The sequence below is a fragment of the Endozoicomonas atrinae genome (assembly GCF_001647025.1).
Lineage (GTDB): Bacteria > Pseudomonadota > Gammaproteobacteria > Pseudomonadales > Endozoicomonadaceae > Endozoicomonas > Endozoicomonas atrinae.
The window spans coordinates 1-18,503 of sequence record NZ_LUKQ02000026.1 but is presented as its reverse complement, the minus strand read 5'-3'; the positions used below and the strand labels follow the sequence as shown (position 1 = coordinate 18,503).

Genomic DNA, 18,503 nt, shown 5'->3' with positions numbered 1-18,503 from the left:
GTAAATCAGGCAGGAACGCGACGAATCTTGGCTCCAAGTTGCTGAAGCTTTTCTTCAATGCACTCGTAACCACGGTCAATATGGTAGATACGCTCTACGATGGTATCACCTTCAGCGACCAGGCCTGCAATCACCAGACTGGCTGAAGCCCGAAGGTCAGTAGCCATAACGGGAGCCGCCTTCAGCAGATCAACACCTTTGATGATAACGGTGTTGCCTTCCACATCCACATCTGCTCCCATGCGTTTCATTTCCTGAACATGCATGAAGCGATTTTCAAATACAGTTTCGGTAATCCGACCCGTGCCTTCAGCAATGGTATTCAGTGCGGTGAACTGTGCCTGAATATCTGTAGGCATCGCTGGATAAGGCGCCGTTTTCAGGTCAATGGCCTTCGGACGCTTGCCTTTCATATCCAGTTCAATCCAGTCATCCCCCCATTCTACAGAAGCACCGGCTTCGCGAAGCTTGAGCAGAATTGCATCCAGGATATCAGGCTGGGTATCTTTCAAACGAACCCGACCACCCGTTGCTGCGGCAGCAATCAGATAAGTGCCGGTTTCAATACGGTCTGGCAGTACAGAGTAGGTACAGCCATTGAGACGCTCTACACCCTGAACACGGATCACATCGGTACCGTGACCTTCGATCTTCGCCCCCATGGTAATAAGGCACTCAGCAAGATCGACGACTTCAGGCTCACGAGCTGCATTTTCAATAATGGTTTCGCCATCGGCCAGTGCTGCAGCCATCAAGATGTTTTCTGTACCGGTTACCGTGACGGTATCCATCAGTATGTGCGCACCTTTAAGGCGGTCTTTTACGCTGGCTTTGATATAACCATCTTCAACAACAATATCCGCACCCATGGCCTGCAGGCCTCGGATATGCAGATCAACCGGGCGGCTACCAATAGCACAGCCGCCGGGCAGGGAAACTTCAGCATGACCAAACCGGGCCAGCAGAGGACCCAGCACGAGAATAGAAGCTCGCATGGTCTTCACCAGCTCATACGGTGCAACAAGCTGTTTGATCGTGCTGGCATGAACTTCAACGTTCATCTTTTCATCCACCAGCAACTCAACCCCCATACAGCCAAACAGCTCACACATGGTGGTGATGTCATGCAAATGCGGCAGGTTACATACCGTTACCGGGGAGTCTGCCAGTAAGGTCGCAGCCAGAATCGGCAGCGCAGAGTTCTTGGCGCCAGAGACCCGAATCTCTCCATCAAGACGCACACCACCGGTGATAATCAGTTTATCCATGGTTTCTCACTTAATGACCGGAAAGGAAATCGGACAAGACGCGTTCATAGGAGGACGCCCAGGGAGGGTGCAACTTTCATATAGCAGTGCAGCTATAAACCAGTATCCACCCTGAGCATATAAATCTTTGTCGGATTATACCTTTCAAGGGCCCTGTTAGTCCTGGTTATCCAGTTGTCTGGCACGCTCGGCGGTAGTCAAAGCCACCATCGATACAGCGTGAATTGCACCACTGGTAATAAATGGATTCAGGTGAGAATAGATCATCTGCTGACGCTGAACCGGTCTCTTCGCCTCAAACTGGTCACTGATTACGGTCAGACGAAAGTCACATCCCTCGCCCTCAACAATCACTTGTGAACCCGCAATCTCTTTCTCCAGCAGCGCCTTGACCTCTTCGGCTTGCATGATCCAACCTCTCAGGGAATAACAATCAGGAATTTAAAGGGAACAGTAAAATCGGTCAATGATATCTGAGAGAGGGTTCCATTAATAGCCCCAAAACGTTAAGTCGCCAACCATTTGAAATCGAATTTTCTGACGACTCAGGTTCTGTTGACATAACTTTGCAGGCTCAGCTTTGCAGGCAGCTCACACTATTCAGCAATTGCTGAATACCACAGACCTGAGCAAGTGCTTTCAGCTCATCAGGCATGCCTGCAAAACAAATGGTCTTCTGATTTTCTTGCGCCAGCCGGATCCAGGAGAGGAAGACCGACAGAGCGGAGCTATCGGCCTGAGAAATACCTTTCAGGTCAATTTCCCAACAGTCATCTCCAGACTTCAGTAACAAACAAGCTCCCTGCTCTTCAATCACTGCTGAGGTTGCGAAATTAACCAAACCATGGAGTTTAAATCGGCCAGGGGCCACGGCTTCCAATGTCATGACTTTTTGCTCACGGCATTTTTCTCCGTTGCTGCGCCCTTCATGATTTCCGACCAGTGATCCACAACGTATTGGACATCATTATACTTACTCATAGCTTCTGCAAACTGGTTACGAAACTGAATACCAATATTGATACCATCAACAATGATATTTCTAAGCTTCCAGCGCCCATCCTGATGAACCATAGAATATGAGATAGCCACTGTACCTGACGACGTTCTGACCGTCATATTCACTGGAACCAGCCGCGCTTTGCCTGACCTGTAATCATTTAATACCGCATCAGGTACAGAATCGACTTTCTCGATCGTCAACCGGGTGTCATCAAGTTTAAGCAAGGCCTTGCCATAGAAGCTGATCAAACTGTCTTTGAACACCTTCGAAAACTGTTCAATTTGTGCTGTTTTAGCACGACGTGAGTATTTACCCATTACTCCCCGGGCAATGGAGTCAAAAGCAACTACGGGTGAAAGCTGGCGATCAACCTCGACAATAAAGGCTGCATCATTCTTTTTATACTGGTTAATATTTTTTTCAAAAGTCGTCAAAAGTTCCCGGGTAATCCTCTCCACGTCACTTTGAGGTGACTCAATAACCTGCTCTGCGGCAATGACTGCTGAAGACCACTGGAAAAGCAGCACCATCAGGAAAGTCACCACGTTTTTATTGCCTTTCATCATCCATTCCATCCACTAGGCTCTGTTGACATAAGGTTGCAGGCTCAGCGGCTCGTATAGCCGTTTTCCACAAGGCGGACTGGTGCAGGTGTAGTGATGCTACATCAAACCAGTCCAACGCAGCTGGAAGGCGGCTATACGAGCCACCCTCCGGGCTCAAACCAGAGCTCCCGTGACATCGTTGCAAGAACTTGAAATACATTTGTATTCCTTCGTCCTTGCGCCTGGTCATGAATACTCTGGTTTGAGCTGAGTCAACAACCTTATGTCAACAGAGCCTAGCCAGAGAACACTTTCCCAAGAAGCTACTCGCCTTTGTTTACCGTACCCAGAAGAAACTTACCGATCAGCTCTTCAAGAATCAGTGCTGACTGGGTATCTTCAAAGCGCTCACCATCACGTAAATATTCTATGTCACCGCCAATACTGATGCTGATGTACTGCTCGCCCAGAAGGCCTGCCGTTACAATCGAAGCAGTGCTGTCGATGGGTATATTATTGATTCGCTGATCAATATCCATCACCACCCTGGCCATATACGTTTCTTTGTCCAGTTCAATTTCTTTAACTTTACCAATGGTGACACCAGCCATCGAAATCTTGGAACGGGGTTTAAGGGCTCCAGTGTTATCGAAGTAAGCATTCAGTTCATAGGTTTCACCACCGCTTTTGAGGGAAAGACCACTGACCTTAACCGCCAGAGCCACCAGAGCCAACATTCCCGCCAGCATAAAAGCGCCGACACTGATTTCTACCGTTCGCATCCGCATTTTATGCTCTCTCCTTAAAGCTCACCAAACATCACTGCGGTCAGAATAAAATCTAACCCAAGAACAGCCAGTGAGGAATAAACCACTGCCCTCGTTGTTGCACGACTAATGCCTTCTGATGTCGGAATAGCATCGTACCCCTGGAAAACTGCTATCCAGGTCACTACAACCCCAAATACCAGGCTTTTCACCATGCCATTGCCAACATCATGTACAAAATCAACCGACTGCTGCATGCCGGTCCAGAACGAACCTTCATAAATCCCCAGCCAGTCAACACCAACCATTACTCCACCAAGAATCCCGACAAGATTGAATATCGCCGCAAGTAATGGCATTGAGATAACACCCGCCCAGAAACGTGGAGCAATGACCCGTTTTAACGGATCAACACCAATCATTTCCATACTGGACAGCTGCTCTGTCGCTTTCATCAGCCCAATTTCAGCGGTCAGGGCAGAGCCGGCGCGACCGGCAAACAGCAGTGCGGTTACCACTGGCCCCAGCTCACGAACCAGGCTCAAGGCCACCAGCTGACCAACAGCGCCTTCAGAGCCGTATCGAATCAGAATACTATAGCCCTGCAGGCCAAGAACCATACCGATGAAGAGGCCGGAAACCGTCACAATAATTAACGACAGAACACCAACGTTATAAAGCTGCTTAACCAGCAGCGCACCACGGCCACTGAAGCCAGCCCGGGAGAAAATGGCCAGAAACAGAAAAATACCGGATCGCCCCAGAGACTGTATATGACCAAGACCAAACTGGCCAAGCTGAGCCAGCCGATCCAGAACATCAAGTTTCATTTATTACCCCCGGAGCCAGTAAGTCGTTTTGATAATCATCTGCAGGATAGTGAAAGGGAACCGGACCATCTGGCAATCCCTGCATAAACTGGCTCACCCTGGCATCACTTGAGTTCAGCATTTCTTCAGGGGTGCCTGAACCTATAATTTCTCCGTCCGCTATCAAATACAGTAAGTCAGCGATACTGGCTGTTTCATGAAGATCATGGGAAACAATGATACTGGTGATGCCCAATGCCTGATTCAGCTTTCGGATCAGTTCTACCAGAACCCCCATGGCAATCGGATCCTGTCCGACAAATGGCTCATCATACATCACCATTTCAGGGTCAAGCGCAATGGCTCTTGCCAGGGCAACGCGCCGACTCATCCCGCCGGAAAGCTCACTTGGCATCAGTGACCATGCACCACGCAGCCCGACAGCATGCAGTTTCATCAGTACGATATCACGGATCATTCTTTCGGAGAGCTTGCTATGTATGCGCAGAGGAAAGGCGACATTCTCAAACACCGTCAAATCAGTAAAAAGAGCCCCGCTCTGGAAAAGCATGCCCATTTTACGACGCTGAACAAATAACTGATCTCTCGACAGGCCTGCCAGATCCTGACCATCAACCATGATAGAACCCTGATCGGGTCGAAGCTGGCGGCCAATCAGCCGAAGCAGTGTTGTCTTTCCAGTTCCTGAAGGCCCCATGATACCCACCACCTTTCCACGGGGTATATCCATATCGATATTATTGAAGATAACCCGGGGACCTCGATAAAAGGTCAAACCACGAATCTCTACAAAATTATCTGAGCGGCTTTCGTTGCTGTGTTCTTCACCTGAAGATATGGAATTCATCATTGGGCTCGCAGATCCCTGCAACAGACAGAATTTAAAAGTCTTCCAGACGAGACATTATGACCTGTTTCACACTTTTATTGCACCTTCTTGATAGCAACACACAAACTCTACCGGATAGATATTATTCTAATATGGTCAATTCAGACTGTAATGCAGTTGCATTGCCTGCCTGATTTTCCATACACTCCCTTTCTTTGTACCAAATCTTGAGAACCCTCCCGGAATGAGCCCTGCCATTTATGCCATAGCAGCCATTATTGTTGGCTTCATACTCCTCACCTGGAGTGCAGACCGTTTTGTCGGCGGAGCCGCTGCTACGGCAAGAAACTGGGGGATATCCCCCATGCTTATCGGCTTGACCGTCGTATCTATAGGTACATCTGCACCAGAAATTCTGGTTTCACTGATGTCCGCTATTCAAGGACACACGGATATTGCTGTAGGTAATGCCATTGGTTCTAATATTGCGAATATGGGACTGGTTCTTGGTATCACCGCTCTCATTGCACCACTACCGGTAAAAGCAGCGCTCGCTAAACGTGAAATACCCTGGCTGTTGTTTGTCACGGTAATTGCCGGTGCCTGCCTGGCAAACAACTACCTTGGGCTTACAGAAAGTCTGGTGCTGCTCAGCGGCCTGTTCGTTACGCTTTATCTGATGGTAATCTGGCAGAAAGCTCATCCTGAAGAGCCCCTGGCAGAAGTGGAAGAAATTGAAGAGCTTCCTTCTGGCAGAGCTTACCTTGAACTTGTTGGCGGACTGGTGCTGCTACTGATCAGTGCCCAGATTCTGGTTTGGGGAGCCAAAGAGATTGCAACCCTGCTGGGTGTCAGTGAACTGATCATTGGCTTGACCGTTGTAGCCATCGGCACCAGCCTTCCTGAACTTGCCGCCTCTGTAGCCAGTGCAATACGAGGCCACCATGATATTGCGCTTGGCAATGTCGTAGGTTCAAACATCTTCAATTTGCTGGCGGTACTTTCCATGCCCGGCCTGGTTGCCCCTGGTCCATTGAACGAATCCGTTTTCTCCAGAGACTACACCGTCATGCTGGCCTTTACCGTTCTTGTAGCTGCCATGGCCATGCTCGGTAAAAAACCCAAAACGCTTGGACGTTTTGCAGGTATTATCCTTCTGGCAGGGTATGCCTGTTACGGGACATGGCTGTACGTTCAAACCGTATAGGCATTTATCCAAACTGGAACCGGAGCTGGATGCTCCTTAGAGCCTGATGACGTTTTGTTGCGAGCTCAATGGCACGTCAACGGGTCTTAACCTCTGTACTGAACTATTTTATACCGGAGTCTTAAAGGTTATGCTTTGCCATGAAATCCTGACAGCTCCATTAAAGGCTTTACTGAAATGACCTCTGACCAGAATTTTATTGAAATTGGTCGTCGCACCATCCAGATTGAAAAGGATGCTATTGAAGCTATGCTTCCACGTGTTGGTGAAGACTTCAGCAATGCCTGCCGGTTGATGCTGGAGTGTCGGGGCCGAATTGTCGTGGTAGGTATGGGTAAGTCAGGACATATTGCCCGTAAAATCAGTGCAACTCTGGCCAGTACAGGTACACCAGCCTTTTATGTACACCCCGGTGAAGCCAGCCATGGTGACATGGGGATGATCACAGCTGATGATGTTGTACTGGCTATTTCCAACTCGGGTGAAACTGCCGAAGTAGTCACTCTGCTCCCGCTGTTCAAACGCATGGGCGCGGCAGTTATCAGTATGACCGGAAAACCGGCATCCACTCTGGCTCAAGCCGCTGAAGTTAATCTGAACACCGGTGTTGATAAAGAGGCCTGCCCGCTTGACCTGGCACCAACATCCAGTACAACCACACAACTGGTCATGGGTGACGCTCTCGCTATTGCGCTATTGGAAGCTCGTGGCTTTACCGCGGAAGATTTTGCATTTTCCCACCCCGGCGGAGCACTGGGTCGCAGACTGCTATTGAAAGTGCAGGATATTATGCATGAAGGCAATCGAATCCCAACCGTGAAAAAAGGCACCCGCCTGGGTGAAGCTCTGCTGGAAATGACCCGAAAAGGTCTCGGCATGACATCCATCATTGATGAGAACAATGTTGTCGTTGGTATCTTTACTGACGGTGATCTTCGTCGCGCACTGGATCATGGGGTTGACCCGCACAACACGACCATTGATGATGTAATGACCATCAAGTGCACCACCATAACACCCGACATTCTTGCCGCCGAAGCGCTGAGAATTATGGATGATCGCAAGATTAACGCTCTAATCTGTGTTGACCATGACCGGCATGCTGTCGGTGCAATCAATATGCATGACTTGCTGAAAGCGGGTGTGGTTTAAACAGCGACAGTTACGGAGCCTGGATGACCTACCGCAATCATCTGATTATCTCTGCAATCCTTATGCTAATGCTGGTCGCTGGCTATTGGGCCTATGATGGCTCAATAGTAGCAGTCAGCGCCAGCCGTTCGGAAATCATCCGCCAGGATGCTGACTACTTTCTGGTCGACGCTCTGGTTAAGGAATATGATGCTTCTGGCGCATTACAATACGAGTTGAAGTCTGACAGCATTACCCATTACCCTCACAATGACAACACACTCCTCCAGCACCCCATACTGACTAACTTCGGTGATAATGGGCAACTCACTGTCTCCAGATCAGAGAGCGGGAAATTACTACCCGGTGGCAAAGATATTGAACTGTGGGATAATGTCGTGGTCATCCAAAGCAGCCCGTCAGTTCAGCAAGAGACCTATGAGCAAAAGGTCAGAATGGATACCGACTTCCTCACCCTGTCTCCGGATGAGGAAATTGCCGACACTGACCGCCCGGTTCTGATAACCAGTGATACTGGTGAAACACGTGCCCTTGGGATGACTGCCTGGTACAAACAGGGAAAGATTCAATTGAAGTCCAGAGTACGGGGGGTCTATGAGCCTGAGTAAGCCACTTATTTCCAGAATCATCGATACATTCCTGTCAGGGAAGAGACAGCACATGACGATTCGATTACCCCGATTAAGAACGCTTCTGACCAGAAAATGGCTTGTCGGACTGATATTTTTTCCCATGATGGCCATGGCATTGCCCGCCGACCGTCAGCAGCCCATCAAAATCAATTCTGATTCTGCTGACATTGATAACCGGAAAGGGGTTTCTGTGTATCGCGGTGATGTGGTGATGACCCAGGGCACAACCCGCATCACCGGTGACATTATCACCATCTACACCAGAGATCGTGAAGTAACCAAAGTCATTGCACAGGGCAACAAGGCCAGGGCTTATTATGAAGAGCTTCAATCTGGTGAGCAGGGAACCGTTCAGGCCTGGGGCAACACCATTCGTTATGATGTCAATAGCGACCAGATTGAGCTGATCAAAAATGCCCAGCTCTCCCAAAAGGGAGACACTTTTAAGGGTGAAAAGATTCACTATAACGTGACATTGCAGACCGTCAATGCCAAAGGCACGCCCAATCAGGGAGAAAGCGGCCGGGTACAGATGGTTATTCAGCCCCGCCAGGAAAAAGCTACTGCCAACAAACCCTGACAGTAGCCTTTGGCAGAGACAGCTGGTAGAACCAATAATCTATCAAGTGTCTTCATTGAATCAACGTCTATGCTAACGACGACATAGACGTACTTTGTTTTTTTATTCAGGTTAACAGACAACCGGATGACAATCCTCAAGGCAGAACATCTTAGCAAAAGCTACAAAGGTAGAGAGGTGGTTAAAGATGTCTCTCTGCAGGTTAACAGTGGCCAGATCGTTGGCCTTCTGGGTCCCAATGGTGCAGGAAAGACCACCTGTTTTTATATGATTGTCGGGCTGGTGAAAGCGGATGGCGGTAAAGTCAGCATTGATCAGCAGGATCTGACCTTTCAGGCAATGCACCACAGAGCACGTGCAGGTATCGGTTATCTGCCCCAGGAAGCCTCCATCTTTCGCCGCCTCTCCGTAAGGGAGAATATCCTGGCCATTCTGGAAACCAGAAAAGATCTCAACAAGAAACAGCGAGTCGAGAAAATGGAATCGCTGCTGGAAGAGTTCAATATTGGTCATATTCGCGACAGTGCCGGCATGGCATTATCTGGTGGTGAAAGACGGCGGGCTGAGATTGCCAGGGCACTGGCCACAGATCCGACCTTTATCCTTCTGGACGAACCCTTTGCCGGTGTTGACCCAATCTCCGTTGGTGATATCAAGTCCATCATTCGTCATCTGCAGAACCGGGGCATCGGTGTGCTGATCACCGACCATAACGTTCGGGAAACGCTGGATATCTGTGAGAAGGCTTATATCGTCAGCGAAGGGCATATCATTGCTGAAGGCGACAGCCATACTGTACTGTCTAATCAGAAAGTACGCGATGTATACCTCGGCCACCAGTTCAGCCTGTAAAATCCATCAAATTACACCTCGTTCCTGCTGGGGAACGAGGTCAGCGGTCCATCAACCACGCAACTCTTTCAACTGCCCCAGATTCTTCCACGCCTCATCGTAGTAAGAAGGTGACAGCTCAATAGCCTGCCGAAATAATTTTTCAGCCATATTTGGCTGATCATTCAACATCATCATATACCCCACATCATTACGGGCAGCAGCCTCGCCCATTACCGGCGTCAACACCCTGACAGCATGTTCAGACTGATTACGACGGGTCAGTACCAGAGCAAGGTTTCGCCGCGCCAGACCATAGTCGCTTTTTATCCGAAGCGCCTTGCGCAAATGCGCTTCTGCATGATCCAGTTTGCCGGCCATCATGCTGGAGTATCCCAGGTTATTTAACAGCATGGGCTGATTCGGAGCCATCTCCAGCGCACGATGATAGTGAGCGACTGCCGACGGGTATTTACGATTCAGGTCTTCAATCACTCCGAGCCCATTAGCAGCCAGCCATGGAGTATAAATGGGTTGATCCTTTTCAGAAGATGCAGTCTGAACTTTCCACAAATCCAGAGCCTTCTGTAAATAACCATTGGCCTGTATATAGTCCCTCTGCTCAAGCTTTAGTAATCCCATGGCCTCCAACGCCATCACATGCTCATCATCAATAGCCAGCACGGTTCTCCATGCCTGCTCAGCCAGAATGGCATTGCCTCGATGCTGATGCACACCCGCAATTTTTGCTGCGGCATTAAATGATTTTTTATTCAGATCAAGGGCACGAATGTAATAAAGCAATGCCCGGTCACTATCGCCCCTTGCCCAGTAATTGTCACCTTTAGCTAATGCCTCTTTCTCGGTAGCCGCATCCACTACACCCAGCAGATCTGCAGTCAGATCCCCTTCATATAATTTTCCCTGATCCATCTCGGGTTGCCCTGACGGCATACCAGCACAAGCGCTCATCAACAGTGCCAGAACAACCACACCAAAAGACTTGAGAGTAAAACCAGCACTCATCCTGCAAACGCCTCCAACATGCGCAAAATTGCCGGACCAACCACCACCACAAAAAATCCTGGCCAGATACAACAGACCATGGGAAACACCAGTCGTGTACTCATTTTTGCAGCTTGCAGATCAGCGCGGTGCAGACGGATTGCCCGGAAGTCCTGAATATAATCCCGCAAGATATCAGAGAGGTTTGCACCATAACGGTTGGCCTCAATGAGGATACCCACCAGACCATGCACTTCCTGCAGACCGGTACGATCAGAAAATTCATGCAGTGCCACTTCCAGAGATACACCTGCATTCAGTTCGGCACTGACCCGCCCCATCTCCTCAGCCACCAGCGGATGCGCCAATTTCAGCTCTTGCTGCAAGCGACCAATGGATATGGTCAGGTTCAACCCGGCAGAGAGACAGATCAACAGCATATCCAGCATCTGCGGCAGACCGGCAATAAACTGTTGTTGCCTTCGCTGACGCAGGGAATCCAGTACTTTGGAGGGGAGAATCAGACCAATGGCAGCGTCTATCATCATGACCATGCCGGGATATTCCGGCAAAGCACCTGGCATCCAGGGGTGCAATAGAAAAAACAGTAACCCCAGCACCACCGCCAGTAATGCTTTCAGTCCATGGTAAACCAGTACTGCATTCTCATGCCCATAACCCGCCTGAAGCAAACGACGACTCAAACTTACCTGCTCTTTTTTGTCAGCAGGCAGTAGATATTTTTTCGCCGGTGACAACCAGTGTGGAGCAAATGCACTGGAACCCAGAGCTGATCCTCTGATTTCCGTTCCCTCCTGACTCACCTGACGAGAGCCCTTAAGGCGGGATATCATTACATAAGACAGCAGGCCAATCGCCAGCGCCACCAGCAGCAACCCGGTACCACGTACCAGCAACAGTTGATCCAGCATCTGATCAAACAGTCCTGGCAGCGCTACATCCTTCACAGCCATGACAACCTCCTTAGACCTGAATCCGAATCAGGCGAACTACCCAGAAAATCCCCAGTACCATCATCACCCCGGCCACCATCAGAATGGTCAGGCCAGTATCAGACTCCAGCAGTGGATTCAGGTAACCCGGCGACACCATGTTGATCACCACCGCCAGAACAAATGGCAGTAACACCAGAATCCATGCGGACATCCGTCCTTCAGCAGAAAGGGTTTGCAGACGACGGTCAAAGCCAATACGTTCCCGGATCTGGCCACGAAGACCAGAAAGCAACTCCGACAGGTTACCGCCGGTCTCATGTTGCAACAGAATGGCAGACACCACCATCAGCAGCGGTTCGCTGGGTACCCGCTCCACCATGGCCAGCAAGGCATGTTTCATATCCTTGGAGTACTCAATGTCCTGCACTGTTTCAAATAATTCCGCCGATATCGGGTCACCCAGCTCACGGGCACTGAGGTTCATGGCCTCCACGAGCGGCAAACCAGCCTTCAAGCCTTTCACCATCATATCCAACCAGTCCGGCATTTGCTGGTCAAACTCGGTAATCCGCCGCTCTTTCACCCGCTGCAGATAGCCAACAGGCAACAATGCCAGCAGTACCGAGGACACCAGGGCCAGCACCCAGTAAACACCCAGACTGATCAACACCACACCGGAAATCAGCAACATTGCCAGACAACTGACCAGCAGTTCCAGTGCCCGGTTACCCTTGCCAGCCTGCAGGGTCAGCAGATCCAGCTCCGCCACAAAATGAAAGTGCTCAATTCTCTGCAGCCAGGGATGCAGCTGATCCACATAGCGCTTGCGCAGTGCCTGATGTACCGGCTGGTCCCCCCCGACCATTTCCAGGTGGTGGTGCAGACGCCTCTGGATTCTGTGTCGCGGCCCCAGCAGCAGTATCCCGATACTGACCATAAAGACCGCCATAAAGGTCATGGCCAGCAATAGACTTAATGAGTCAGACATAACCTGCTCCTCCACTTCTTATGACCACTCATGACAGTTCTCATGATAAGCACCCTTCAAAAAATACCCGGTCGTCACAGCCAAACCCCCGGGCTTCCAGCTTATTCATAAAGAGGGGCCGGTGGCCGGCACTGACAAAATCACCAGCAACGCCTTTTCGTCCTGCCTCAACAACGAGACCCTTTCCAGATTGTGAGCGCTCAAAACGGCTAATTTCTCGCAGGGCAATATCGCCTTGCTCAATGCCCACCAGTTCCTGAATACTGACAACACGACGAACACCGTCTTCCATGCGCTCGAGCTGGATAATGACATCCACCGCAGAAGCGATCAGCTCAACCACCACATCACCATCCAACCCCATACCACTCATGGCCGCCATACTCTTCAGGCGTCGAACCGCATCTCTGGGTGAGTTCGCGTGCAGTGTGGTCATGGAACCATCGTGGCCGGTATTCATGGCGGTCAGCATGTCGATAAACTCAGCCCCCCGAACCTCACCCACCACAATACGGTCCGGTCGCATCCGTAGGCTGTTGCGTACCAGATCCCGTAGGGTCACTTCCCCCTCCCCTTCAATATTGGGTGGACGACTTTCCAGCCGAACCACATGGGGCTGTTGCAACTGCAGCTCGGCTGCGTTTTCTACAGTAATAATCCGTTCACTGTGCGCAATGGCCGCCGAAAGTGCATTGAGCATGGTGGTCTTACCGCTACCGGTACCGCCAGAGATCAGGATATTCAGGCGGCTCCGCACCATATTCTGCAGCAGCTTTTGCAGGCACTTCGGAAACGCACCCAACCGCGCCAGCGCGGATAACGTCAGATGTTCCTCAGGAAAACGACGGATACTCAATATTGGGCCATCCAGTGCCAGGGGCGAGATCACCGCATTCACCCTGGAACCATCCGCAAGACGGGTATCCACCATGGGGCTGGACTCATCCAGACGACGCCCGGCCCGGCTCACCAGACGGTCAATGGTCTGCTGCAGGTGAGCTTCATCACGGAAGCGGGTTGCCACCGGCTCCAGATGACCGCGCCGTTCTACATAGATATGGACAGGTCCATTGACCAGGATATCCGACACCATTGGGTCCGCTAGCAGGGCCTCCAGTGGGCCAAGACCCAACATATCATCACTGATGGCGGTCAATAGCTCTTCACGTTCAGTATCCGAGAGGGGGGCTTTCAACTGATCAAGCTGATAACGCCCTTCACGCACCACCTCGGCCCGGGCCTGCTCCGCCGGCAGTGTGCTCAACACCTGCAAATTCATCCGCGAGACTACCTGACGGTGAATCTCCCGCTCCCAGTGATTGCGGATCTCCTGCTGACTGTCATGGGGCTTAAAACCGGGCATCAGCCGTGAATTAATGGTTAGAGCCATCAGTGCACACTCCGGAAAACATGAGACCACTCTCTGAGCCTGAACAGCGGACCGGGCTCAAGGGTGTGCGCTGGCTGCAACCTGGCCATCAGTAGTTTCAATGAACGACTGAAAGGCGATCGTGGATCACTGTCCATCGGTAATCGACCTGCCTCAAGGGCAGGAATCACGGCCCTCTGGTCTTCCGGTATTATTACCGGCTCCAGACCCAGCGATTGCTTAATAGCAGCCTGGCCAATCGTGGTGTAGCGGTTGGAACCATTCACAACCACCGTCACCTGCTCTGGCCCAAGCACGGTCATAGCCTCATCCAGGAGCAGTCTCGCACGTCGAATACCGTCTATTTCAGGCCTTAATATCAACACCAGATGATCGGCATCGGCAATCATCGATGTCAGGTAGTCGTCATTACGTGACGGAATATCCGCCAGGGTAATACCTGGCTTTTGCCGAATATGTCTCAGTAACTGCACCAGTATTCGATCGATGGACTTAACTGAGCTGGCAGTCCCCAGATGTTCTGGTGACATTCCCAGAAAAGCCAGGTGAGGCCCCACCTCCGTGTGATAGCTGTTAAATGCAGTTTGATCCATATCCTGTCGGGCCAGCAGGTTGCGCAGATCGTGTTCAGGCCGACAGTCATTCAGTGTGGCCTGAGAGCCATAACGCCAGTCACCGTCCAGCAGCAGCACCGGCTGGGTTTCAGCGTTTTTTCCCCGGGAGAGCAGCCGGGCGATACAGGCAGTGATCAGGGAGACCCCGGCACCGCTTCCAGCTCCGGTAAATACCACCAGCCTGCTGTCCGGGTGACGCTCTGCGCTGGCCTTGACCGGCGCTCTTTTTAAAAGAATGTCGTCGTGTAGTTGATCGAGAATGCTGAGCAATTCGTGCTGATTAAACGGTGGATCAACCACAAAGCTGTTGCCCCGTTTCCGGATCTGCGCCAACTGCTGCCCGGTTAATGGCTGGGTACCGGTGGTAATCAATACCAGTGGCCGTTCCGGAATGTGCAGTAGCGAATCCAGCTCTTCCATCGGCAACGATGACAGAACATGCACCATCAGGTCATCGTCGTTATTGGCAATGGCCGATAGCTGTTTCGGATCATCGATCAGAACATCACGATGAACCACTTCATTGATGGCATCAAGAAACCGGCCTGCACGTTCCAGAAAAACTTCATCCGTACCGGTGAGCAGAACATTCATCGTGGTGTTGTTACTGTTCATACGCCCCCCGGCCAGGTTCCCGGTTCAGCCCCCAGACTTTCCGCTACCTGAGTCGTGATAAAGGCTGGCGCAGTGATGGTTATGGCATCCGGCACCGGGATCAGGAGGTCAATCTCGTAGTTGACAATGGATGCTTTAACAAAGTAAACACCGTCAAGACCGGCTGATACATCATCACCATCTGCGTTCTGATAGGAAATTGCCAGCTGATCCTTCTTCAGCTCCGGTAAGAAAATTCGGGCAGACTTGAGAATATCAGGGTGGTTCCGTTCACTGACCACCGCCATCCGCGCCGCACTTCGGGTACTCTCCTGCAACAAATGAAAGGTATACATCACCCGGCCAAACTCCATCACGCCAAACAGCAGCAGAAAAAAAACGGAGGCGGCGATACTGAACTCAACAACCGTCGCCCCTTTTTGCCGATACTTCAGGGATGCAATAGTCATAAACTCCCTCCCATCAGCTACCACTGCCAATCAGTGCCCGCTGAATTGCGTGTTGCGTGATAGAGAAGTCGTCTGGCAACAAATTGCCAACAATAGACTCAGGCGTATAGATAGCGGAGACCTGCCAGTGATCCCCCGTATCATTCAATTCACCCGGATACGCTTTTGGAGTATTCACAGTAAATCGAGTGAATTCATCTGCTCCTTCTTTGGGAGAAGCATTAAGCACCAGATATGTGGCAATATCACAGTAATCTTTGTCACCTCCATCAGCTTCGCAGACACCGGCCTGTGTGTTCATGGCCAGATAGCGGGCAGCTGCGTTGAGCCGCCCCTGTAACAGGGAAGACTCATAAAATACCCGACCAAAATCAATAATTACCGCCAATAGCAGAAGCAGAAAGGGCAGTACAATGGTAACTTCAACCAGGGCAAGTCCCTGTTGATAACGTGCTCCTGAACGATATTGCGTTTTCATCAGTGATCCCCCAGCAGTACAAGTTTTGCCCTGCTACCGTAATGGCAGTATTTATAATCGCTGTCATCACTGGGTACCGGCTTCAGCCAGATACCATCTTCCTCTTTATCATTGTCTCTCTTTGCATCGTCAGTGAGATCCTCCGGATCATCAACTTCCCAGGCCAATACAAAGCAGCCTGTTTCTTCTACTACAGCTGTTCCGGTCGCGTGTTCAATATCATCGTTTTTTTTCTATTGATGGTGACTTCACCAATACCTGCCATAACTACGCGCCGAAAGGTTTTTGGATTAACATTTAGGGTATTCTGGCTGTCATTGTCATCGGGTTTCCAACAGCCGCCTCCTGCACAATCTTGAGTTTTATTAAAATACTTGTTGGCCGTGTCATTACCAGGATTCATTGCTCTAACATAGGTGTCGGGTGGGTACATGGAAGGTGCATACCCTGAAGGTTGAAACTCCAGTAAATCATCATCACCACACTTGGTTCGTGTACTATGATCTACAACACACTCAAATCGAGTATTCAGCCCCTCTTCGTATGGCATCTTCATAATCAAGCGGGGCTTCGCAACTTTTCTCCACACAAATGTTATATTCAGTACCGATAGCAATCGTTTTCCCTTCCCCTCCTGCCAACCATGTGAATAACGCCTGTTCGCTGATAAGGTTTGATGAATCTGAAAGATTTAACAGCGCCCAGGCCCGCACGGGCTTACTCTTGTTATAATCTTCCCGGTTAACAACCAGTGGCAATACAGGAGAAGCATGAGCGGGTAGTCCGGCCCGGGCCTTTACGAAAACAGAAAATGCATTCAGTTCATCGCCACCAAGCACCCTGGCAAAAACACCGGCAAAAAGCGTGTCCAAATCGGAAGACGTGACGCTGAGGTCAACATAGTATTTATCCTCCGACCACACGAATGTTGGTACTTCAGACTCACCAAGACCACTTTCCCTGAGGTTATACACGAAGGTTTCAGTGCCACACTTCTCTGCATCGCCAGGCTCCATTGCATTCACAAACCGACAGTACGCAGCACTCAACGCTGCTGCATCAATCGCCGTGTGATACTGCGACTTCCGCCACATCATCAACCCAACATCCAGGGCCAGGGCCAGAAAGCCAAACAGGACGACCATGGCTATGGCCACCAGTGGCAGTATGGCGCCGGTCATGCGCGGTCTGTTGTTCATTGCCTGTCCTCTTTAAATGATTCTTCGCGCACCTCGTTCCCACGGTCCCCCGTGGGAATGCATACCAGGCTCTGCTCTAATTCTATGCAGCCCCGGTATACACCGATATTCCGGGTAAGTATTCCCACGCAGGACCCTCAGGACTTAAAAGCGTGAGGACGAGGAAAACGTTGTGGACTGTGTCCTACTCATCAGACTCAATTTCAAACTCGATGTCCTCATTCAGGGCATCTTCATCCGGTTCCCGCTCACGCCAGGTTTTAAGGATCAGACGACTGCGCTCGCCATCCATCCCGGTAACGGCTTTACCGCTGTTCTCCCCAGAGGCACTGGGGTTGTAACGCTGGGCAATAAAGATATCCCGCACACTGTCTTGACTGTATCGCACCATCTCCGGTTCGTGTTGGGGCTGCTGGTAAAAACTGGCGCAGCCGGAAAGTATCAGTAGGCCAGCAATGGCAATAAAGTAGCGAGTCATCATATTCCCTCCTGCTGTTCAGGGCGCAGGTCATGGCCATAGACACCGGTGGTAGTGGATCGCTCTTCTGCCACGGGCAGACGACGGCCAGTATGGCCACTTAAGTAGAAATCCACATCCGATGGCGGAACAAAGGTATCCGTAGGCAACTGTCGTTTTTCGTCTGCCAATGGCGCAGCGAGCCGTGGCGTCACCAGAATCACCAGTTCGGTCTGACCACTCTGGTATTCCTGACTGCGAAACAGGTGGCCCAGCACCGGCACATCACCCAGCCCTGGAAACTTCTGGATGGCATCGCGCATATTTTCGCTGATCAGGCCAGCAACGCCGATGGTCTGCCCATCCATCAACTCCACGGTCGAACGGGCACTGCGTTTGCTCAGGTAAGGCACTACAAAAGCGGTACTGCTATTTTCACCATTACCGATCACTACACTCTGGGCGCTGTTCAGCTCACTGACATTGAGGTTCAGCCGCAGATTAATCCGGCCAGAATCCATCACCACCGGCAGGAAGTTCAGGCCAATACCGTACTCCTTGAACTCAATCGTGACATTCTCATACCAATTTCATTTTCAAAATATGTCACGAATTCTGCGATTGCCTTTATACTTTAAATAGCCTGTTGTTCATCCCGTTAATGTCATGCCTAAAACTCCCGATTTTCCTGAAAACTTTCACGATGCA

Annotated in this window: 24 protein-coding genes; 5 read left to right on the top strand and 19 right to left on the bottom strand. The window is 50.7% G+C overall.

The window, feature by feature from the left end; all coding sequences use genetic code 11:
• Nucleotides 1-5: 5 nt before the first annotated feature.
• From murA to AK963_RS05615, 7 genes are all read right to left on the bottom strand, one after another.
• Nucleotides 6-1,268: a UDP-N-acetylglucosamine 1-carboxyvinyltransferase gene (murA, locus tag AK963_RS05650; protein ID WP_066014488.1), complete on the bottom strand. Its 1,263-nt coding sequence runs from the start codon at nt 1,266-1,268 to the stop codon at nt 6-8.
• Between the two features lie 156 nt (nt 1,269-1,424).
• Entirely contained in the window at nt 1,425-1,676 is a 252-nt protein-coding gene (locus tag AK963_RS05645) for a BolA family protein (protein WP_066014487.1), read from the bottom strand.
• 166 nt (nt 1,677-1,842) lie between these two features.
• A complete protein-coding gene (locus tag AK963_RS05640) occupies nt 1,843-2,154 on the bottom strand; it encodes an STAS domain-containing protein (RefSeq protein ID WP_066014486.1) in 312 nt (103 codons plus the stop codon).
• A complete protein-coding gene (locus AK963_RS05635; protein WP_175404448.1) occupies nt 2,151-2,837 on the bottom strand; it encodes an MlaC/ttg2D family ABC transporter substrate-binding protein in 687 nt (228 codons plus the stop codon). Before AK963_RS05635 ends, AK963_RS05640 begins: the two co-directional genes overlap by 4 nt.
• Nucleotides 2,838-3,139: 302 nt before the next feature.
• On the bottom strand, nt 3,140-3,604 hold the full coding sequence (gene mlaD, locus AK963_RS05625) for an outer membrane lipid asymmetry maintenance protein MlaD (protein WP_066014483.1): 465 nt from the start codon (nt 3,602-3,604) through the stop codon (nt 3,140-3,142).
• Nucleotides 3,605-3,618: 14 nt separating this feature from the next.
• Entirely contained in the window at nt 3,619-4,413 is a 795-nt protein-coding gene (gene mlaE / locus AK963_RS05620; protein WP_066014482.1) for a lipid asymmetry maintenance ABC transporter permease subunit MlaE, read from the bottom strand.
• Nucleotides 4,403-5,263 carry an ATP-binding cassette domain-containing protein gene (locus AK963_RS05615; protein WP_083232489.1) on the bottom strand — a complete coding sequence of 287 codons (861 nt, stop codon included), beginning with the start codon at nt 5,261-5,263 and terminating at the stop codon, nt 4,403-4,405. The genes mlaE and AK963_RS05615 overlap by 11 nt, the downstream gene beginning before the upstream one ends.
• 223 nt (nt 5,264-5,486) lie before the next feature.
• Here AK963_RS05615 and AK963_RS05610 point away from each other — a divergent pair, with 223 nt between their 5' ends.
• The 5 genes from AK963_RS05610 to lptB all read left to right on the top strand — a co-directional run bounded on the left by AK963_RS05610 (nt 5,487) and on the right by lptB (nt 9,665).
• Complete coding sequence (locus AK963_RS05610; RefSeq protein ID WP_066014481.1) at nt 5,487-6,449, top strand: calcium/sodium antiporter; 963 nt, start codon at nt 5,487-5,489, stop codon at nt 6,447-6,449.
• A gap of 177 nt (nt 6,450-6,626) precedes the next feature.
• Nucleotides 6,627-7,601, top strand: a complete 975-nt coding sequence (locus tag AK963_RS05605; RefSeq protein WP_066014480.1) for a KpsF/GutQ family sugar-phosphate isomerase — start codon at nt 6,627-6,629, stop codon at nt 7,599-7,601.
• Between the two features lie 23 nt (nt 7,602-7,624).
• Nucleotides 7,625-8,209 (top strand): LPS export ABC transporter periplasmic protein LptC, encoded by a 585-nt coding sequence (gene lptC / locus AK963_RS05600; RefSeq protein WP_066014479.1) that lies wholly within the window; start codon nt 7,625-7,627, stop codon nt 8,207-8,209.
• On the top strand, nt 8,196-8,813 hold the full coding sequence (gene lptA, locus AK963_RS05595) for a lipopolysaccharide transport periplasmic protein LptA (RefSeq protein ID WP_083232488.1): 618 nt from the start codon (nt 8,196-8,198) through the stop codon (nt 8,811-8,813). Before lptC ends, lptA begins: the two co-directional genes overlap by 14 nt.
• 126 nt (nt 8,814-8,939) lie before the next feature.
• The gene (gene lptB / locus AK963_RS05590; protein ID WP_066014478.1) at nt 8,940-9,665 is read left to right on the top strand and encodes an LPS export ABC transporter ATP-binding protein; all 726 of its coding nucleotides are present in this window, start codon (nt 8,940-8,942) and stop codon (nt 9,663-9,665) included.
• A 51-nt stretch (nt 9,666-9,716) separates the two neighbouring features.
• Here the strand turns inward: lptB and AK963_RS05585 are convergent, their stop codons facing one another.
• The 12 genes from AK963_RS05585 to AK963_RS05535 all read right to left on the bottom strand — a co-directional run bounded on the left by AK963_RS05585 (nt 9,717) and on the right by AK963_RS05535 (nt 18,364).
• Entirely contained in the window at nt 9,717-10,670 is a 954-nt protein-coding gene (locus AK963_RS05585; RefSeq protein WP_066014477.1) for a tetratricopeptide repeat protein, read from the bottom strand.
• Complete coding sequence (locus tag AK963_RS05580) at nt 10,667-11,623, bottom strand: type II secretion system F family protein (protein WP_066014476.1); 957 nt, start codon at nt 11,621-11,623, stop codon at nt 10,667-10,669. Before AK963_RS05580 ends, AK963_RS05585 begins: the two co-directional genes overlap by 4 nt.
• A gap of 10 nt (nt 11,624-11,633) precedes the next feature.
• Entirely contained in the window at nt 11,634-12,593 is a 960-nt protein-coding gene (locus tag AK963_RS05575) for a type II secretion system F family protein (protein ID WP_066014475.1), read from the bottom strand.
• A gap of 40 nt (nt 12,594-12,633) precedes the next feature.
• The gene (locus AK963_RS05570) at nt 12,634-13,983 is read right to left on the bottom strand and encodes a TadA family conjugal transfer-associated ATPase (protein ID WP_066014474.1); all 1,350 of its coding nucleotides are present in this window, start codon (nt 13,981-13,983) and stop codon (nt 12,634-12,636) included.
• The gene (locus AK963_RS05565; RefSeq protein ID WP_066014473.1) at nt 13,983-15,212 is read right to left on the bottom strand and encodes a CpaE/TadZ family protein; all 1,230 of its coding nucleotides are present in this window, start codon (nt 15,210-15,212) and stop codon (nt 13,983-13,985) included. Before AK963_RS05565 ends, AK963_RS05570 begins: the two co-directional genes overlap by 1 nt.
• Nucleotides 15,209-15,661, bottom strand: coding sequence for a TadE/TadG family type IV pilus assembly protein (locus AK963_RS05560; RefSeq protein ID WP_083232487.1), 453 nt, complete (start codon nt 15,659-15,661; stop codon nt 15,209-15,211). Before AK963_RS05560 ends, AK963_RS05565 begins: the two co-directional genes overlap by 4 nt.
• Before the next feature lie 13 nt (nt 15,662-15,674).
• Nucleotides 15,675-16,139 (bottom strand): TadE/TadG family type IV pilus assembly protein, encoded by a 465-nt coding sequence (locus AK963_RS05555; protein ID WP_066014472.1) that lies wholly within the window; start codon nt 16,137-16,139, stop codon nt 15,675-15,677.
• On the bottom strand, nt 16,139-16,306 hold the full coding sequence (locus AK963_RS33125) for a hypothetical protein (protein WP_175404446.1): 168 nt from the start codon (nt 16,304-16,306) through the stop codon (nt 16,139-16,141). Before AK963_RS33125 ends, AK963_RS05555 begins: the two co-directional genes overlap by 1 nt.
• A gap of 23 nt (nt 16,307-16,329) precedes the next feature.
• A complete protein-coding gene (locus AK963_RS05550; protein ID WP_139117264.1) occupies nt 16,330-16,689 on the bottom strand; it encodes a hypothetical protein in 360 nt (119 codons plus the stop codon).
• On the bottom strand, nt 16,655-17,338 hold the full coding sequence (locus AK963_RS05545; RefSeq protein ID WP_083232486.1) for a pilus assembly protein TadG-related protein: 684 nt from the start codon (nt 17,336-17,338) through the stop codon (nt 16,655-16,657). The genes AK963_RS05550 and AK963_RS05545 overlap by 35 nt, the downstream gene beginning before the upstream one ends.
• 184 nt (nt 17,339-17,522) lie before the next feature.
• Nucleotides 17,523-17,819 (bottom strand): hypothetical protein, encoded by a 297-nt coding sequence (locus AK963_RS05540; protein ID WP_066014469.1) that lies wholly within the window; start codon nt 17,817-17,819, stop codon nt 17,523-17,525.
• Nucleotides 17,816-18,364: a type II and III secretion system protein family protein gene (locus tag AK963_RS05535; protein ID WP_083232485.1), complete on the bottom strand. Its 549-nt coding sequence runs from the start codon at nt 18,362-18,364 to the stop codon at nt 17,816-17,818. The genes AK963_RS05540 and AK963_RS05535 overlap by 4 nt, the downstream gene beginning before the upstream one ends.
• Nucleotides 18,365-18,503 lie beyond the last annotated feature (139 nt).

Bases quoted from the DNA above. Each gene is read 5' to 3' on its own strand.
- AK963_RS05615 (WP_083232489.1), bottom strand. From the start codon at position 5,263: ATGATGAATTCCATATCTTCAGGTGAAGAACACAGCAACGAAAGCCGC.
- mlaD (WP_066014483.1), bottom strand. From the start codon at position 3,604: ATGCGGATGCGAACGGTAGAAATCAGTGTCGGCGCTTTTATGCTGGCG.
- AK963_RS05580 (WP_066014476.1), bottom strand. From the start codon at position 11,623: ATGGCTGTGAAGGATGTAGCGCTGCCAGGACTGTTTGATCAGATGCTG.
- mlaE (WP_066014482.1), bottom strand. From the start codon at position 4,413: ATGAAACTTGATGTTCTGGATCGGCTGGCTCAGCTTGGCCAGTTTGGT.
- AK963_RS05545 (WP_083232486.1), bottom strand. From the start codon at position 17,338: ATGAACAACAGACCGCGCATGACCGGCGCCATACTGCCACTGGTGGCC.
- AK963_RS05610 (WP_066014481.1), top strand. From the start codon at position 5,487: ATGAGCCCTGCCATTTATGCCATAGCAGCCATTATTGTTGGCTTCATA.
- AK963_RS05575 (WP_066014475.1), bottom strand. From the start codon at position 12,593: ATGTCTGACTCATTAAGTCTATTGCTGGCCATGACCTTTATGGCGGTC.
- lptC (WP_066014479.1), top strand. From the start codon at position 7,625: ATGACCTACCGCAATCATCTGATTATCTCTGCAATCCTTATGCTAATG.
- AK963_RS05645 (WP_066014487.1), bottom strand. From the start codon at position 1,676: ATGCAAGCCGAAGAGGTCAAGGCGCTGCTGGAGAAAGAGATTGCGGGT.
- AK963_RS05540 (WP_066014469.1), bottom strand. From the start codon at position 17,819: ATGATGACTCGCTACTTTATTGCCATTGCTGGCCTACTGATACTTTCC.
- AK963_RS05570 (WP_066014474.1), bottom strand. From the start codon at position 13,983: ATGGCTCTAACCATTAATTCACGGCTGATGCCCGGTTTTAAGCCCCAT.
- AK963_RS05640 (WP_066014486.1), bottom strand. From the start codon at position 2,154: ATGACATTGGAAGCCGTGGCCCCTGGCCGATTTAAACTCCATGGTTTG.
- AK963_RS05565 (WP_066014473.1), bottom strand. From the start codon at position 15,212: ATGAACAGTAACAACACCACGATGAATGTTCTGCTCACCGGTACGGAT.
- AK963_RS05585 (WP_066014477.1), bottom strand. From the start codon at position 10,670: ATGAGTGCTGGTTTTACTCTCAAGTCTTTTGGTGTGGTTGTTCTGGCA.
- lptA (WP_083232488.1), top strand. From the start codon at position 8,196: ATGAGCCTGAGTAAGCCACTTATTTCCAGAATCATCGATACATTCCTG.
- murA (WP_066014488.1), bottom strand. From the start codon at position 1,268: ATGGATAAACTGATTATCACCGGTGGTGTGCGTCTTGATGGAGAGATT.
- AK963_RS05635 (WP_175404448.1), bottom strand. From the start codon at position 2,837: ATGATGAAAGGCAATAAAAACGTGGTGACTTTCCTGATGGTGCTGCTT.
- AK963_RS05605 (WP_066014480.1), top strand. From the start codon at position 6,627: ATGACCTCTGACCAGAATTTTATTGAAATTGGTCGTCGCACCATCCAG.
- AK963_RS05550 (WP_139117264.1), bottom strand. From the start codon at position 16,689: ATGCCATACGAAGAGGGGCTGAATACTCGATTTGAGTGTGTTGTAGAT.
- lptB (WP_066014478.1), top strand. From the start codon at position 8,940: ATGACAATCCTCAAGGCAGAACATCTTAGCAAAAGCTACAAAGGTAGA.
- AK963_RS05560 (WP_083232487.1), bottom strand. From the start codon at position 15,661: ATGACTATTGCATCCCTGAAGTATCGGCAAAAAGGGGCGACGGTTGTT.
- AK963_RS05555 (WP_066014472.1), bottom strand. From the start codon at position 16,139: ATGAAAACGCAATATCGTTCAGGAGCACGTTATCAACAGGGACTTGCC.